We start from the raw sequence: 15,144 nt of genomic DNA, 5'->3' as shown, positions 1-15,144 counted from the left end.
CCCTGGGCCGCCGGTTGCCTTACGCCGTCTTCGGCACGTCCATCTGCGCCGAGAACCGGTCCAGGTGCGCGTCGGCGTCACCGAACTGGTTGTCGATCATGGCGATACGCTTGGCGAAGTGCGCCAGGTAATACTCTTCCGTCATGCCGATGCCACCGTGCAGCTGGATGGACTGCTCGGACACGAACCGGCCACCGATGCCCACCTGGTGCTTGGCGATGGACACGGCGCGACGCCGTTCCACCGGGTCGCCGGAATCGAGCTTGGCGGCCGCCTTGAGGGTGGCGGAGCGGGCCTGTTCCAGCTCCATGCGCATTTCCACCATGCGGTGCTGCACCGACTGGAAGGCGCCGATGGGCATGCCGAACTGCTTGCGCTGTTTGAGGTAGTCCAGCGTCAGGTCGCAGGCCACGCCCATGGCACCTACGGCCTCGGCGCAGACAGCCATGGCGCCACGGTCCTGGGTCAGCTCGATGAGGTCGGCGGCCTTGCCTTCCTGGCCGATCAGGGCATCTTCGCTCACCTGCACCCCGTTCAGCTTGACCTCGGCTGCATGCAGGCCGTCGATGGTGGGGTAACCCTGGATGCTGACGCCCTTGGCGTCGGCATCGACCAGGAACAGGCTGAGACCGTCGGCATCCATGGTGTCACCGCTGGTGCGAGCGCTGATCACGAACTTGTCGGCGCTATCCCCGTGCAGCACCACGGCCTTGTGCCCGGTGATGGTGTAACCGGCACCGGAGCGTTCGGCGCGGGTGGCAACCTGGGTGTTGCTGTAGCGGCTGTCCGGCTCACCGTGGGCGAAGGCCAGGACCAGCTCGCCGCCGACCAGCGGCTCAAGAATCGCTTCCTTCTGGGCGTCGCTGCCGGCGTCGGCGATCAGCTGACCGGAGGTCACGACGCTGGCCACATAGGGTTCCAGCACCAGGCCCTTGCCGAAGGCTTCCATCACCAGCATGGTTTCGATGGCGCCGCCGCCGAAACCACCGATCTCCTCGGGGAAGGGCACGCCCAGCAGGCCGAGCTCCGCGATCTGGTTCCACATGTCACGGGAGAAGCCGCCCTTCTCCTGCATGTAGCCGCGGCGCTGTTCAAAGCCGTACTGGTCCTGCACCAGGCGCTCCACGGTGTCCTGGAGCATGCGCTGTTCGTCAGTCAGAGAGAAATCCATCGTTACTTGCTCCGTAAACTGTTGCGTTCGCTCAGAGGCCCAGAATCATCTTGGCGACGATGTTCTTCTGGATCTCGTTGGAGCCACCGAAGATCGTGAGCTTGCGATTGTTGAAATAGGTGGGCGCTGCGGACAGGGCGTAGTCCGGCGCCACCGCATCGTCGGTCTGGCCGTCCAGTGCTTCGGGCTGGAACGGCAGGGCGTAGGGGCCGACGGCTTCGCGCACGCGGTGGTAGATCTCCTGGCGGATCTCGGTGCCCTTGATCTTCAGCATGGAGGCTTCCGGCCCGGGCGCCTGACCCTGTTGCACGGCCGCGGTGACGCGCAGATCGGTCATTTCCAGGGCGTCCAGATCCATCTCGATGCGGGCAATGCGGGCGCGGAACGACGGATCATCGATGAGCGGCCGACCGTTCTTCTGCTCTTTCGAGGCGATTTCCTTGAGGCGGGTCAGCTCCATCTTGCCGCGACCGATGCCGGCGATGCCGCTGCGCTCGTGGCCGAGCAGGAATTTGGCGTAGGTCCAGCCCTTGTTCTCCTCGCCGACAAGGTTCTCCGCCGGCACCTTGACGTTGTCGAAGAAGACCTCATTGACCTCGTGGCCGCCGTCCAGCAGCTGGATCGGCCGCACGGAGATGCCGGGGGTGTTCATGTCGATGAGCAGGAACGAGATCCCTTCCTGCTTCTTGACCTCCTGGTTCGTGCGCACGAGGCAGAAGATCCAGTCGGCGTGCTGGCCCAGAGTGGTCCAGGTCTTCTGACCGTTGACGATGTAGTGATCGCCTTCCCGCTCGGCGCGGGTCTTGAGCGACGCCAGATCGGAGCCGGCTCCCGGCTCGGAGTAGCCCTGGCACCACCACGCATCAGCGGAGAGGATCGGCGGCAGGAAACGCTCCTTCTGCTCTTCGGAGCCGAAGTTCATGATCACCGGCGCCACCATGGCGAGCCCGAAGGGCAGCAGCGGTGGCGCACCGGCCCGCGCTGTTTCCTCCTCGAAGATGGACTTCTGCACTGGCGTCCAGCCAGGGCCGCCGTGCTTCTTCGGCCAGCCGGGGGCGGCCCAGCCCTTCTCGTACAGGATCTTCTGCCAGTTGACCAGGTCGTCCTTGGTCAGGTGCTTGTGGTTGAGCACCTTGTCGCTCATTTCCCTGGGCAGCTTCTCTTTCAGAAAGCTACGGACTTCCTGGCGGAATGCCTCTTCTTCGGGGGTGAAGTTGATGTCCATGACTGATTGACTCCAGGCGGTTGAGACCCGTCGTTAAAGAAGACCCCCGGCGGCCTTGTGCCGCCGGGGGTTGTGGTTTCAGGGGATCAGCAGACTTCGAACAGTCCGGCTGCACCCATGCCGCCACCCACGCACATGGTGACGACCACGTACTTGGCGCCGCGGCGCTTGCCCTCGATCAGCGCGTGGCCGGTGCAGCGGGCGCCGGTCATGCCGAACGGGTGGCCGATGGAGATGGAGCCACCGTTGACGTTCAGCTTCTCGTCCGGGATGCCGAGCTGATCCTTGGAGTAGAGCACCTGGGAGGCGAAGGCCTCGTTGAGCTCCCACAGGTCGATGTCGTCCATCGTCAGGCCGGTGCGCTCCAGCAGCCGCGGCACCGCGTAGATGGGGCCGATGCCCATTTCGTCGGGCTCCAGGCCAGCAATTGCGAAGCCACGGAAAATGCCCAGCGGTTCGATGTTGCGCTGCTCGGCCAGCTTGCCGTCCATGACCACGCACGCCGAGGCGCCGTCGGAGAGCTGGCTGGCGTTGCCGGCGGTGACGAACTTGTCCGGGCCCATCACCGGCTCGAGGGAGTTCAGGCCCTCCAGGGTGGTGTTGGGACGGTTGCACTCGTCCATGCTGACGGTGCGGTTCTCCGTCCACGTCTCGCCGGATTCCTTGTCCTTGAAGCCCTGCACCACGTCCATGGGCACGATTTCGTCGTTGAAGTAGCCCTTCTCCTGCGCGGCGGCGGTGCGCTGCTGGCTGCGCAGGGCGTATTCGTCCTGGTATTCGCGGGAGACGCCGTAGCGCTGGGCGACGATGTCCGCCGTCTCGATCATTGAGAGGTAGATCTCCGGCTTGTTCGCCTTCAGCCACTCGTTGTGCAGGTGGGTCTTGTTCATGTTGGCCTGGGCCAGAGTGATGGACTCCACGCCGCCGGCGGCCATGACCGGCACCTTGTCCACGAGCACGCGCTGGGCGGCCATGGCGATGGTCTGCAGGCCGGAGCTGCAGAACCGGTTCACGGTGGTGCCGCCGGTGGTGATGGGCATGCCCGCGCGCAGGGCAATCTGCCGGGCGATGTTGTGCCCGGTGGCGCCCTCGGGGATGCCACAGCCCATGATGAGGTCTTCCACCTCGGCCGGCTCCACGCCGGCGCGCTCCACGGCGTGCTTGAGCGCGTGGGCGCCCATGTCGGCCCCGTGGGTCATGTTGAATGCGCCGCGGAAGGACTTCGCCAGGGGCGTACGGGCGGTGGAGACGATAACGGCGTCGGACATGATGTTCTCCTGATTCGGCTTGCCGTTTGGACGGTTACTCACTGTATACGGGCGAACGCTCTGGAACGACTGTGCGGGAAGTGCGCCAAGCCGTTGTTGTGCATGGCAACATAACCCCCGGGGACCGCTTCCCATCGGTTGGGTTTCAGTATAGGGTGTTCGCTTTCAGAAGCAAAATTTTTAAAATTGGGTTTCGCAAGGCGGAATCAAAGCAGAGGAGAAGGCCCGTGCTGGTAGTCAACGGTCTCGACGAGCTGAGGGCTCAGAGCGGCAAGGATCTGGGCAGGACGGACTGGGTGACCGTGGATCAGGCGCGCATCAACGCGTTCGCCGAAGCCACCGGTGATCATCAGTGGATCCATGTTGACGAGGCGCGCTGCCGTGAGGAATCCCCCTACGGCCAGACCATCGCCCACGGCTTTCTCACCATCTCCCTGCTGCCCATGCTTGCCCAGCAGCTGCTGGAGATCCAGGGCGTCAGCGCCCGCATCAACTACGGTCTGAACAAGCTGCGTTTCACCGGCCCGGTGCCCGCGGGTGCGCGCGTACGCCTGCACCAGACCATCAAGGACGTCAGTGACCGCGACGACGGCAGCGTCCAGCTCACCGCCGAGGTCGTCATCGAGGTGGAAGGCCAGGACAAGCCGGCGTGCATTGCCGAGTCCGTGAGCCTCTGCCTGCCCTGATGGCAGCGGGACCGCGCCGGCGTCGGGCGGCCGTCTCAGGCCGGCCGCTCCGCGCCCAGGCGTTCGGCCAGCGCCGCCTCCAGGGTTTCGTCATTGCGCTCCAGGCGCAGCGGCGAGATGGCGATGTGATTGCGGCGCAGGGCCTCGATATCCGTGTCCGCGGCGGTTACCCCCGAGTAGTCGTGCTGGAAGGCGAACCAGTAGTACGGCTTGTCGCGGGTGTCCATGCGCGCCTCGATACGCACCCCGGCGATGGACCCACGGCCCTGGCGGCACACCGCCCGGCCGCTGACGGCGTCCGGGGCGATGGCGGGGAAGTTCACGTTGAAACACAGGTCCGTGCCCCATGGCCCGCCCGCCAGGTCGCGGATCAGCGCCGGTGCGTAGCGCAGCGCCGTGCCCCAGGGCACCGGCTCCGGGCTGTGGAACGCCTGACTCAGGGCGATGGCCGGTACGTTCATCACCAGCGCCGTCATGGCGGCGCCGAGGGTGCCGGAGTAGGCCACCGAGTCGCTGACGTTGGCGCCCCGGTTGATGCCCGACAGCACCACCGCCGGCGGCGCGTCACGCATCAGGTGTTGCGTGGCCATGAGCACACAGTCGCTGGGCGTGCCAGAGACGGCGTAGTGCCGGTCGCCCAGGCGCCGGCAGCGGACCGGCTCGTGCAGGGAGACGCTGTGGGAGCTGCCACTCTGGTCCCGCTCCGGCGCCACGATCCAGACCTCCTCGGCCACGTCCCGGGCGATGGTGGTCAGGTGGGCGAGGCCGTCGGCATCGATGCCGTCGTCGTTGGTCAGCAGGACGCGGGACAGTTTCGCCGTCATGGGCTGCTCCTCGGTTAGGGGTGGCCGGCGGCACAGTATGCGTGGATGACGCCGTGCGGGCCAGCCGCCCACGGTGCATCGGCAACAGGCAGACAAGCCGGACCGATACCGGCCCGCCATGAATGAGCCAACGGGAGAAGAAGCGATGATCGATCTCAAAGACAAGGTTGCACTGATTACCGGTTCCAGTCGCGGCATCGGCAAGGCCATCGCCGAAGCCTACGCCGAGCACGGCGCGAAGGTGGTGATCTCCAGCCGCAAGGCCGAGGCGTGCGAGGCGGTGGCGAAAGAGCTCACCGACAAGGGTTATGAGGCCATCGCCGTGCCCTGCCACATCGGCATCAAGGAGGAGCTGCAGAAGCTCGTGGACGCCACCATGGAGAAGTGGGGGCGCATCGACATCCTGGTGGCCAATGCCGCCACCAATCCCGTCTACGGCCCCATGAGCGAGCTCACTGACGAGGCCTTCGACAAGATCATGAACACCAACGTCAAGAGCACCTGGCAGCTGTGCAACATGGTGCTGCCGCAGATGGCGGAGCGGAACAACGGCTCGGTGATCCTGCTCTCCAGCATCGCCGCCCTGCGTGGCAATACCGTCATCGGCTGCTACGGCATGTCCAAGGCCGCGGAAGCGTCCCTGGCCCGCAACCTGGCGCTGGAGTGGGGGCCGTCCAACATCCGCATCAATTCCATCGCCCCTGGGCTGGTCAAGACTGATTTCGCCAAGGCATTGTGGGAAGATCCGGAGCGGCTCAAGCGCGTGGAGAACCAGACGCCGCTGCGCCGGATCGGCGAGCCGGAGGACATCGCCGGTGTGGCGCTGTTCCTGGGCTCGCGCATGGGCGCTTACGTGACCGGCCAGACCATTGTCGCCGATGGCGGCGAGACGGTCTCCGCCTGAATCACCGCTCAACCCGCCCGCTCGCCGGGCGTCGATGCATGGGGACGACAACGGAATGAGTGAAGAGACACAACAGCTGGTGGACGTCCTCGACGCCCACCGTTTCGACGAGGCCGGCCTGCACGCCTACCTGCGCGAGCAGCTGCCGGAGGAGTTCGGCGGCGAACTGGCCATCAAGCAGTTCCAGGGCGGGCAGAGCAACCCCACCTTTCTGCTGGAGTCCGGCGGCCGCCGCTACGTGCTGCGCAAGAAGCCGCCGGGCAAGCTGCTGCCGTCCGCCCACCAGGTGGAGCGCGAGTACCAGGTGATGCGCGCCCTGCGCGACACCGACGTGCCCGTGCCGGAGATGCTGCTGCTGTGCGAGGACGACGCCATCATCGGTACGCCCTTCTACGTCATGCGCTTCATCGAAGGGCGGGTCTACAGCCATCCGGCCCTCGAGGAGGTGCCGAAGGCCGAGCGGCGGCCCATCTTCGAGGCCAAGGCCGACGCCATGGCCCGGTTGCACAACGTGGACTACGCGGCTGTGGGCCTGGCCGACTTCGGCAAGCCCGGCAACTTCCTGGGCCGCCAGATCGGCCGCTGGAGCAAGCAATACGAAGCGTCGAAGACCGGTGACAATCCGTCCATGGACAAGCTCATGGCCTGGCTGCCGGAGAACATTCCGGCGGGCAGCGACGAGACCACCATCGCCCACGGCGACTTCCGCCTGGGCAACCTCATGCTCCACCCGGAGCGTCCGGAAGTGGTGGCGGTGCTGGACTGGGAACTGTGCACCCTGGGTCACCCGCTGTCGGATCTAGCCTACTGCTGCATTCCCTACCACCTGCCGTCGGGCCTGCCCGGCATTCGTGGTCTGGCGGATCTGGACCTGGGCGAGCTGGGTCTGCCCACGGAGCAGGAATTCGTGGACATGTACTGCCGGAAGGCGGGCCGCGACAACGGCATCCAGGACTGGCCCTTCTACACCGCCTTCGCCCTGTTCCGGTTGGCGGCCATCCTCCAGGGCGTGTACAAACGCGCCCTGGACGGCAACGCCGCCAACGCCGACGCCCTCAGCGTGGGCGAAGGCGCCACCATCCTGGCCGATGCCGGATGGAAAGAGGCGCAACGGCTGAAGGGCTAGGGTTGGCATCCGCGGACCTGAAGGTCCGCCCTACGGCTCGCCGCGAAGGGGGCGCCGTAGGGTGGATCTTCAGATCCACCAACCCCCAGCCCAACACCCGAGAAACCTGCCCCCAATGTTGCACAAACGCAACGTAATAATGTTGCATCAATGAAGGAATGTTATATAATTCCATTTTCCGGCCAATCCCGTGGCCCGGAACTGCATCCCTTCTCCACCGAACAACGCGAGCATGAGGGCAATCATGAAGCGAGCATATCTAACCCAGGGCGTTGCCGCCGCAGCGCTGCTGCTCGGCTCGGGCGTCGCGATCGCGCAACAGGATCAGCCCGGCGAAGGCGCCACCCAGCAGGACGCCATGGACGCCCAGGGGGGCATGGGCGCCGGCATCGGGCCGGGCTCCAGCGAGCGCATCGGCGCCGGCACCGCCTTCAACCCTTCCATCTCCGTCATTCTCGATGGCGTATACACGAACACCTTCAGTGGTGAGGTCGACGACCCGGGCGGTTTCGAAGGGGGTCACAGTCATGGCCATGGCCATGACCACGGTGGCGGCGGGGATGGCTTCCAGCTCCGCGAGACCGAGTTCGCCTTCGAGGCGTCCGTGGATCCCTACTTCGACGCCTTCGCCATGCTGGTGGTCGAGGGCACGGACACGGTGGATCTGGAAGAGGCCTACTTCACCACAAGCAGCCTGCCCTGGGGCCTGCAGATCAAGGGCGGCCGCTTCCTGTCGGATATCGGCTACATCAACAACCAGCATCCCCACGAGTGGGACTTCGTCGACCGCCCGCTGGTGAGCGAACACCTGTTCGGCCACCACGGCATTCAGGAGACGGGTGTACAGCTGAACTGGCTGCTGCCGACGCGGACCTACCTGAAGGGTGGGGTTGAGGTGTTGCAGGGGGACACCAGTGGTGTTGCCAATTACGTTGGGCACGATCGGGCGGAGTTTGACGAGTACTTCGTAGACGGCAATGACGAACTCAACCGCGTCCGTGAACGGCAGGACCTGCCCTTCGAGGATGCGTCTGGTCCCCGGCTCTTCACTGGTTTCCTGAAATGGGGCCCGGACCTTGGCTATGACCACGCGGCGCAGTTCGGTATTTCGGGCGGCTACGCGCGCGCCTTCCAGCGTTCAGAGGAGCACGGCACGCCGCGCGTGCAGACCTGGGATGGCGACGCCTGGTTCGCCGGGTTGGACGCGGTCTACAAGTACGACGCCGCCGGCTACCTCGGGCACGGCGACCTGACGATTCAGGGTGAGTACTTCTACCGGGAACAGGATCTGGATTTCGAGGTCTTCAAGTTTGCGGATGACCAAGGTGGCGGTCCAGACGACTGGACGTGGGAGTCGGCGGAGAGCGCAGATGTTCGCTACCGCCAGGACGGCGCTTACCTTCAGGCGGTCTACGGCATTGCACCGCGTTGGCGGACAGGCGTTCGGGCGGAAGCACTGGGTATCGCCGAGAATCGTGCGTTCGATGGCGACAGCAATCCGAGCGACGACTTCGGCACCAGCTACCGCTATTCCCTGAATACCACGTTCTACCCGTCCCACTTCTCGTTCCTGCGAGCGCAGGTGAATTACGCGGATTACGCCGCCGAGGACCCGGGCGGTGACCGCCACGACGAGTGGAGCTTCATGCTCCAGTACAACATCAGTATCGGCGCGCACGGCGCCCATCCATTCTGAGCGAGGGAGCAGAAAGATGCTGAAACGCGCACTCATCGCAAGCGCTCTCGGTGCCGCACTGGCTGCCGCCCCGGCGGCGGCCCAGGCGCTGAATATCGCCGCCACCACCTCCAACATGGGCATGCTCGCCAAGCACGTGGGCGGTGACCACGTGGAGGTGAGCACCATGGCGCCGCCGGACCGCGACGCCCACTACCTGGAGGCCCGGCCCTCCATGATGTCCGCCATCCGCGGGGCCGACCTGGTGGTCTCCGTGGGGGCGGAGCTGGAGGAGGGGTGGTTGCCCGCCGCCATCCGTGGCGCCAATAACCCCGGCGTCCGGGCCGGCACCAGCGGCTACTTCGAGGCCGGGGCCCAGGTGGATCTGCTCGGCACGGGTGGCGAGGCCGACCGCTCCCGGGGCGACGTCCATCCGGCCGGCAACCCCCATGTCTACCTGGACCCGATCCGCATGGGCGAGATCGCCAAGACCCTGGCGGCGCGCATGGCGGAGATGGATTCCGCCAACGCGGACACGTACCATGCCAACGCGGAAGAATTCGCCGAGCGTGCGGACGAGTACGTGGACGAGTGGCGGGAGCGTGTCGACGGCGCACCGGGTGTGGTGCTCTACCACGATGACGCCACCTACCTGCTGGACCGCCTGGACGTACCGGACCTGGGCTTTCTTGAGCCGGTCCCCGGAAACCCGCCCACGGGCTCGCACCTGCGCGCACTGGTCAGTGAACTGGAGGGCAAGGACGGGGTCATCATCCGTTATCCGTATCAGCGCGAGGACCACGTGAACTTCGTGGCGGAGCAGCTTGGCTGGGAAGCCTACGAGCTGATGCCGGGCGTTCAGGTCGACGGCACCGCCGACGACTACTTCGAGCTGATCGGCGACTGGGTCGAGGTGATTGCGTCCCCCATTGAGTAATGACGATACGTCTGCTCACTGCTGAAGGCCTACGGGCCGGTTATGAGGGGCCCGTGATCGGGCCCCTCGATTTTTTCGTGGACGCCGGCGAGGTGGTCGGGCTGTCAGGCCCGAACGGCTGCGGCAAGTCCACCATCATGCGCGTGCTCACCGGCGAGGCCACGGTCTTCTCCGGCCGCATCACGCGCAGCGACGGCCTGCGCCTGGCCTACCAGTCCCAGACCGGCTTCGACACCGGCGAGACGCCCCTGCGCGTGCGCGAGGTGCTGCGCCTGATGGACGTGGACGCGGCCACGCTGCCGGAGCGGCTGCGCGCGCTGCTGGATGTCCGCGTGGACCGTCTCAGCGGCGGGCAGCGGCAGCTGCTCATGGTCTGGGCGGCGGTCGGTCATCCCGCCGATCTGCTGCTGCTCGACGAGCCCACCAACAATCTCGACCCCGACGGCGAGGCGCTGCTGGCGGAGACGCTGCGCGCGCTGGGGCCGGAGCGGGGCGCCCTGGTGATCTCCCACGAACAGGACTTCCTGCGGCAGGTGGCCGACCGGCTGGTGGAGATGGCGTGATGGAGTGGGATCTGCTGATCGACCCGCTATTCCGTCTGCCGTTCTTCACCGGTCTGGTGTTTGCGGCCGTGCTGCCCGTGCTCGGGCTTTACCTGCGCATGCGCGAGGAGTGGCTGGCGGCGCTGGGCTTTGCCCATCTGGGTGGTGCCGGGGGCGTGATCGGCAGCCTGCTGGGGATGCCGCCGCTGATGGCCGCCCTGGGGGTCGCCGGTGGCGGTGTGGTCGCCCGCGGGCTGGTGCGGCGCACCGGCAACGATCTCTACGCGGTGATGATTCTGGCCGGCTGGGCGGCGATGATCCTGGGGGCGCAGTTCAGCCACCACGCCCGTACCCTGGCGCAGACTCTGGTGGACGGTCAGCTCTACTTCACCAGCACCGAACACCTGCTCACCGGTATCGCTTTCGCCCTGGTGTTTGCGGCGCTGATGCCGTGGCTCTCGCCGCGGTTGCTGCGGGCGCGCCTGTTCCCGGGGCACGATCGCGCCAACGGCCGCAGTGTTGCGTTGCTCGGCCTGGGGTTCAGCATCATGGTCGCCGTCGGGGTGGCGCTGGCCTCCATGGCCATGGGCGTCATGGCGGCCTTCGCCCTGATCTTCATCCCGCCGTGGGTCGCCTTCGCCCTGGCGCCCGGCTGGCGGGCGGCGGTGGTGCTCTCCGCCGTGGTGGGGGTGCTGGCCTATGTGGCGGCCTTTGCCATCGCCCTGCTGGCGGACCTGCCGTTCGGCCCCGCCTTTGTCGCCATCGTCGTGGCGCTGGCGCTGCTGCGGCTGCTGGTGCGTCGTACCGGCTGAACCGGCCCGGACGTCAGCGGCCTTCCTCCCAGCTTGAGCGCGTCGTGGGCGCCTCCGGATCGCCCGGCGGCTGGTCGAAGGGCGTCAGGGCAAGGAATTGCCGCAGTTGCGCGCTGGCCAGGTCGTGGCGCTCGTTCATGCGCAGGACGTTGTAAAAGTAGTAGTGACGCCCCGCGTCCACGTAGCCGTGGGCGTCGTCCTTCAGCGGGGCCAGGTACGGGTCCTCGGCGGGTGGCACCTGCTCGGCCAGGTTCTGGTAGAGAAAGCCCAGGCGCGAGCCGGTCATCCACGTCTCCTCGCCGGCCTGCACCAGCCGCTGGCTGCGTGGCGCCTGGTATTCCACCACCGGCCGGTCGTGGGTGTTCAGGGGTGCCTCATCGAACAGCCCGCTCAGGGAGACATTGCCTGCGTAAAAGCGCAGATTCACGGCCTGCAGCAGGTCCTCCGGCAGTGCCGGGTTGTCGGCCAGGCTGCGGCCGTGTGCCACCAGGGCGTCGGGATCCACGGTGACCCCCGACTCTGTCCCCACCAGGGCGATGATCGAGCCGTCGGCGAACAGGTCGCCCCGCCACATCACCACCTGCGGGAACACCGCGTCCATGGTGCGGGCGATGGTCCCCAGCTCCTTTTCCGTGAGCTGATACAGGGGCAGCCACTGCACGAACAGGCCGTCCTCGGCGAGGCGCGCGCGCCCGGTCTCGTAGTGCTCGCGGGTGTAGAGATTGCCCGTGCCCGCCTTCCAGGGGGTGAACAGGTCGCTGATGATGAGGTCGTATTCGGTGTCGGCGTGACGCAGGCAGTGGTGGCCGTCCTCGGCGCGCACCGTGGCCCGTTCGTCGTCGAACAGCCCCTGATTCCAGGGCGCGAAGTGGCGCTCCGCCAGCTCCACCACCTCCGGCAGCAGCTCACACACGTCCACGCGCTCCACCGGGAACAGCAGTGACGTGCCCGCGGTAATGCCCGTGCCCATGCCCAGATAGAACACGGAGCGGGGCTCCGGGTGGGTCATCATGGGGATCAGGGTCTGGTTGCGCTCCGATTCCAGCGCACCCGTTCCGCCCAGGGTGTAGAAGTTGTTCACGCGGATCAGGCGGTGCTCGCCGCGCTCGATGACGGCGGCGGTGGCGTGGGTGCCCTCGATCACCTCCAGCAGCCGCTCGTCAGCGCTCAGGGTCGTGGCCGCGGGCCCGGCCGCGCGGAAGGCGATCAGCCCGGCCACGGCCGCGACAACGGGCGTTGCGTAGATCACCCGGTGAGGCCACGGGATGGGTTCGCGCAGGATCAGCGGGAGCATCAGCGCCGGGTAGAGCGTCGCCAGCACCAGCAGGCTGCCGCTGACCCCCAGCCACGGCAGCAGCAGAAAACCGGCGGCCAGCGAGCCGATAATGGCGCCAGCGGTGTTGGCCGCTACCAGGCGGCCGAGGATCTCGCCGGGCTCCGGGCGGGCCGCCTCCATCAGCCGCAACAGGTAGGGCAGGGTGATGCCCAGCAGAATGCCCGGCAGCACCATCACCAGCAGGGCCACCACCGAGACCGCACCCAGGTACTCAAGCCATGAGGCGCCTGCGCCCACATAGGCAAGGCCGCCGGTGACGGCGTGGAACGCCCACGGCGACGCGGCGATGACCGCTCCCGACGCGGCCAGAACCAGCAACAGAACCTGGCGCGGTGCCGGCGCGCGCAGGCGGGCCAGGGCGTTGGCGGTCAGGGAGCCCAGAGAGAGTGCGAGCAGAAAGGCCACCAGCACCACCGCATAGGTGTACACGGAATTCTGCAGGACCTGGGCGAACAGCCGCGTCCACAGCACCTCCACACCCAGGGTTGCGGCGCCGGAGACGAACGGCACCAGCGCCACCAGGCGCGCGGGCAGGCCTGCGGAGGTAGCCGCAGAGGCAGTGCTCCGGGTGTTGCGGGGTTGGTCCGCGGCCGCATCCTGCGGGCGTGCATCGGTTGGCGCCAGAACCAGCCCCATGGCCAGACCGATGGCCGCGAGGCCCACGAACAGGTCGATGCCGATGGCGAGCAGGTAGGCACCACTGAAGCCGAGCAGTGGCGGCAGGACAAAGCCCGCTGCCAGGGCGCCCAGGGCCGAGCCGAAGGTGTTCAGGGCGTACACCGCCGTGCCGGTGGTGGCGAGCCGACCGGTGATGCGAACCAGGTGCTGCCCCATCATGGGCAGCGTGCCGCCCATGAGAAACGCAGGCGGAAACAGGACGATGGCGCCGAGACTGGCGCGCAGCGCGGTGGTGGCCCAGGCGGCATCGCCCGCGGCCGCGTTCAGGGCCGGGTAGATGATGTGGTAGAGGTCGATGAGCACGAAGTGGCCCACGGCGGTGGCGGCCACACCCAGCTCCAGCAGGCCGAAGACCTTCAGCGGTGAGCGCACCTGTGGTGCCAGACGACCCCAGAACCAGCCGCCCGCCGCCAGGCCGGCGAAGAAGATGGCGATGGCCAGTGCCGCCGCCTGGGCGGTATTGCCGAACAGCAGCCCCAGCTCGCGCACCCACAGCACCTGATAGACCAGGGCGGCGAATCCGGATAGCAGAAAGAGGCCAGCGGTGGCGGCGAGAACAAGGCGTGGCATGGGGCTCGAGCGGGCTGCTGTGCGAGTGCGTTATTTTATATCATTGCAGGTTCGGCCGCACCCCACCGCCTGACGCGGGGTGCGCCCCGCTGGTGCGGTTACTTCTGGTACTTCTCCTTCCACTCGCTGTAGGGCATGCCGTAGACGATCTCCTTGGCCTCGTCGTAGTCCATGGTGATGCCACGCTCCTCGGCGGCGGCCTTGTACCACTTGGAGAGGCAGTTGCGGCAGAAGCCGGCCAGATCCATGAGATCGATGTTCTGGACGTCTGTGCGTTCGCGCAGGTGTCCCACCAGCGTACGGAACGCGGCGGCTTCCAGTTCGGTGCGGGTCTGTTCGTCGATCTCGGCCATGGTAGTCCTCCCGGTTTGTGCGTGCCCGAGGATTGTAACAACCCGGTGGCTCAGTCGTCGGCGGCGCTGCATTCCCGGCGGACGGTCTCCCGGGTCTCCCGGAAGTCACCGGCGAAGGGGCTGTCGGCGTCCACTGACGCCTCGGCCTCACGAGCCAGGGCGCCGGCCTCCTCGCATGCACCGCGCTCCAGCAGCAACATGGCGAGGTTGTTGCGCAGTACCCCACCGTGGGATTCCGCCTCGTCCAGTCCGCGGCGCGCGGCGGCCTCTGCCGCATCCGCGTCGCCCTTGCCGTAGTGGAGGTTCATCAGCGCCACGTGAAAGCCGCCGTGTTCCGGCCAGCGGTCCCGGCCGCTTTCGTAGGCCGTGGTGGCGGCATCGGTGCGGCCGCTCTCCTGCAGATCCAGGCCGGCGCGCAGCCAGTTCGCCGGCTCCGCCGTGGCCGGGAGGTCGTCCGGCTCCACCACGACGATGGCCCAGTTGTCGCCCCGGTCCCAGGTCCGGCGGAAGCGGTCCAGACCGGTGAGCTGCCGCTCGTGTTCGCCGGAGCGCAGGATGTAGTCGTGATCCTGCGGGTCGTAACCCACCACCACGGCGTAGTGCCAGACCGGCGCCCAGCCAAGCCCCAGGTTCTGGAACACCAGCACCGGGTTGCCGGCGTGCAGCTCCGCCAGAATGGCGTCGTGGTTGCCGCGGATGCGGTAGGGGATACGGTCGCGGGCGCGGGTCTGGGCTTTCATCTCCGTCTGCAGCGTGCCTTCGCGCTCGGGGATGAACAGCTCGGGCTTCAGGTCGCCCGGTGTGGTCTCGTAGCCGCTCCAGACCAGGGTCTCGGCAAGAGCCGCCGGGCCGCACTGGAGCGCCTCCTGGGGGAAGTAGGGCACATTGATGAGCTCCACACCCCGCGGGGGGTCGCTGAAGGCGTCATCCGGGGCGATGGCCGTAAAGCTGGCGCAACCGCCGAGCAGCGCGGCTGCGAGGGCGGCGGCCGCCAGCAGGGGGCGGCCGCCGATGCGCGATGGCACCGGAGCGCTCAA

Annotated in this window: 14 protein-coding genes; 7 read left to right on the top strand and 7 right to left on the bottom strand. The window is 67.1% G+C overall.

All coding sequences use genetic code 11. From position 1 onward, the window contains the following. Positions 1–19: 19 nt before the first annotated feature. From ACNSTU_RS10320 to ACNSTU_RS10310, 3 genes are all read right to left on the bottom strand, one after another. Positions 20–1,171 (bottom strand): acyl-CoA dehydrogenase family protein, encoded by a 1,152-nt coding sequence (locus ACNSTU_RS10320; RefSeq protein ID WP_290637451.1) that lies wholly within the window; start codon positions 1,169–1,171, stop codon positions 20–22. Between the two features lie 31 nt (positions 1,172–1,202). After that, positions 1,203–2,396 (bottom strand): acyl-CoA dehydrogenase family protein, encoded by a 1,194-nt coding sequence (locus ACNSTU_RS10315; RefSeq protein WP_290630378.1) that lies wholly within the window; start codon positions 2,394–2,396, stop codon positions 1,203–1,205. An 86-nt stretch (positions 2,397–2,482) separates the two neighbouring features. Further along, the gene (locus ACNSTU_RS10310) at positions 2,483–3,664 is read right to left on the bottom strand and encodes an acetyl-CoA C-acyltransferase (protein WP_290637449.1); all 1,182 of its coding nucleotides are present in this window, start codon (positions 3,662–3,664) and stop codon (positions 2,483–2,485) included. A gap of 227 nt (positions 3,665–3,891) precedes the next feature. Here ACNSTU_RS10310 and ACNSTU_RS10305 point away from each other — a divergent pair, with 227 nt between their 5' ends. Further along, entirely contained in the window at positions 3,892–4,350 is a 459-nt protein-coding gene (locus tag ACNSTU_RS10305; RefSeq protein ID WP_290637447.1) for a MaoC family dehydratase, read from the top strand. Between the two features lie 35 nt (positions 4,351–4,385). Here the strand turns inward: ACNSTU_RS10305 and surE are convergent, their stop codons facing one another. After that, a complete protein-coding gene (surE, locus tag ACNSTU_RS10300; protein ID WP_418212331.1) occupies positions 4,386–5,174 on the bottom strand; it encodes a 5'/3'-nucleotidase SurE in 789 nt (262 codons plus the stop codon). Between the two features lie 145 nt (positions 5,175–5,319). Here surE and ACNSTU_RS10295 point away from each other — a divergent pair, with 145 nt between their 5' ends. From ACNSTU_RS10295 to ACNSTU_RS10270, 6 genes are all read left to right on the top strand, one after another. Next, the gene (locus tag ACNSTU_RS10295) at positions 5,320–6,078 is read left to right on the top strand and encodes an SDR family NAD(P)-dependent oxidoreductase (RefSeq protein WP_418212330.1); all 759 of its coding nucleotides are present in this window, start codon (positions 5,320–5,322) and stop codon (positions 6,076–6,078) included. A 55-nt stretch (positions 6,079–6,133) separates the two neighbouring features. Further along, on the top strand, positions 6,134–7,204 hold the full coding sequence (locus tag ACNSTU_RS10290) for a phosphotransferase family protein (protein ID WP_418212329.1): 1,071 nt from the start codon (positions 6,134–6,136) through the stop codon (positions 7,202–7,204). Positions 7,205–7,448: 244 nt separating this feature from the next. Then, the gene (locus ACNSTU_RS10285) at positions 7,449–8,900 is read left to right on the top strand and encodes a zinc-regulated TonB-dependent outer membrane receptor (protein ID WP_418212328.1); all 1,452 of its coding nucleotides are present in this window, start codon (positions 7,449–7,451) and stop codon (positions 8,898–8,900) included. Between the two features lie 16 nt (positions 8,901–8,916). Then, positions 8,917–9,816: a metal ABC transporter substrate-binding protein gene (locus ACNSTU_RS10280; protein WP_418212327.1), complete on the top strand. Its 900-nt coding sequence runs from the start codon at positions 8,917–8,919 to the stop codon at positions 9,814–9,816. Between the two features lie 53 nt (positions 9,817–9,869). Continuing rightward, complete coding sequence (locus ACNSTU_RS10275; protein WP_418212326.1) at positions 9,870–10,379, top strand: ATP-binding cassette domain-containing protein; 510 nt, start codon at positions 9,870–9,872, stop codon at positions 10,377–10,379. Next, positions 10,379–11,170: a metal ABC transporter permease gene (locus ACNSTU_RS10270; RefSeq protein WP_418212325.1), complete on the top strand. Its 792-nt coding sequence runs from the start codon at positions 10,379–10,381 to the stop codon at positions 11,168–11,170. Before ACNSTU_RS10275 ends, ACNSTU_RS10270 begins: the two co-directional genes overlap by 1 nt. 13 nt (positions 11,171–11,183) lie before the next feature. Here ACNSTU_RS10270 and ACNSTU_RS10265 read toward each other — a convergent pair whose 3' ends face one another. The 3 genes from ACNSTU_RS10265 to ACNSTU_RS10255 all read right to left on the bottom strand — a co-directional run bounded on the left by ACNSTU_RS10265 (position 11,184) and on the right by ACNSTU_RS10255 (position 15,144). After that, positions 11,184–13,754: a fused MFS/spermidine synthase gene (locus tag ACNSTU_RS10265; RefSeq protein WP_418212324.1), complete on the bottom strand. Its 2,571-nt coding sequence runs from the start codon at positions 13,752–13,754 to the stop codon at positions 11,184–11,186. Positions 13,755–13,852: 98 nt separating this feature from the next. Beyond that, a complete protein-coding gene (locus ACNSTU_RS10260) occupies positions 13,853–14,098 on the bottom strand; it encodes a DUF1244 domain-containing protein (RefSeq protein WP_418212335.1) in 246 nt (81 codons plus the stop codon). A gap of 59 nt (positions 14,099–14,157) precedes the next feature. Continuing rightward, positions 14,158–15,144, bottom strand: a complete 987-nt coding sequence (locus ACNSTU_RS10255; RefSeq protein WP_418212323.1) for a PA2778 family cysteine peptidase — start codon at positions 15,142–15,144, stop codon at positions 14,158–14,160.

This window comes from Aquisalimonas sp. APHAB1-3 (assembly GCF_048323695.1).
GTDB lineage: Bacteria > Pseudomonadota > Gammaproteobacteria > Nitrococcales > Aquisalimonadaceae > Aquisalimonas.
This window is presented reverse-complemented; position numbering and strand designations above follow the sequence as displayed.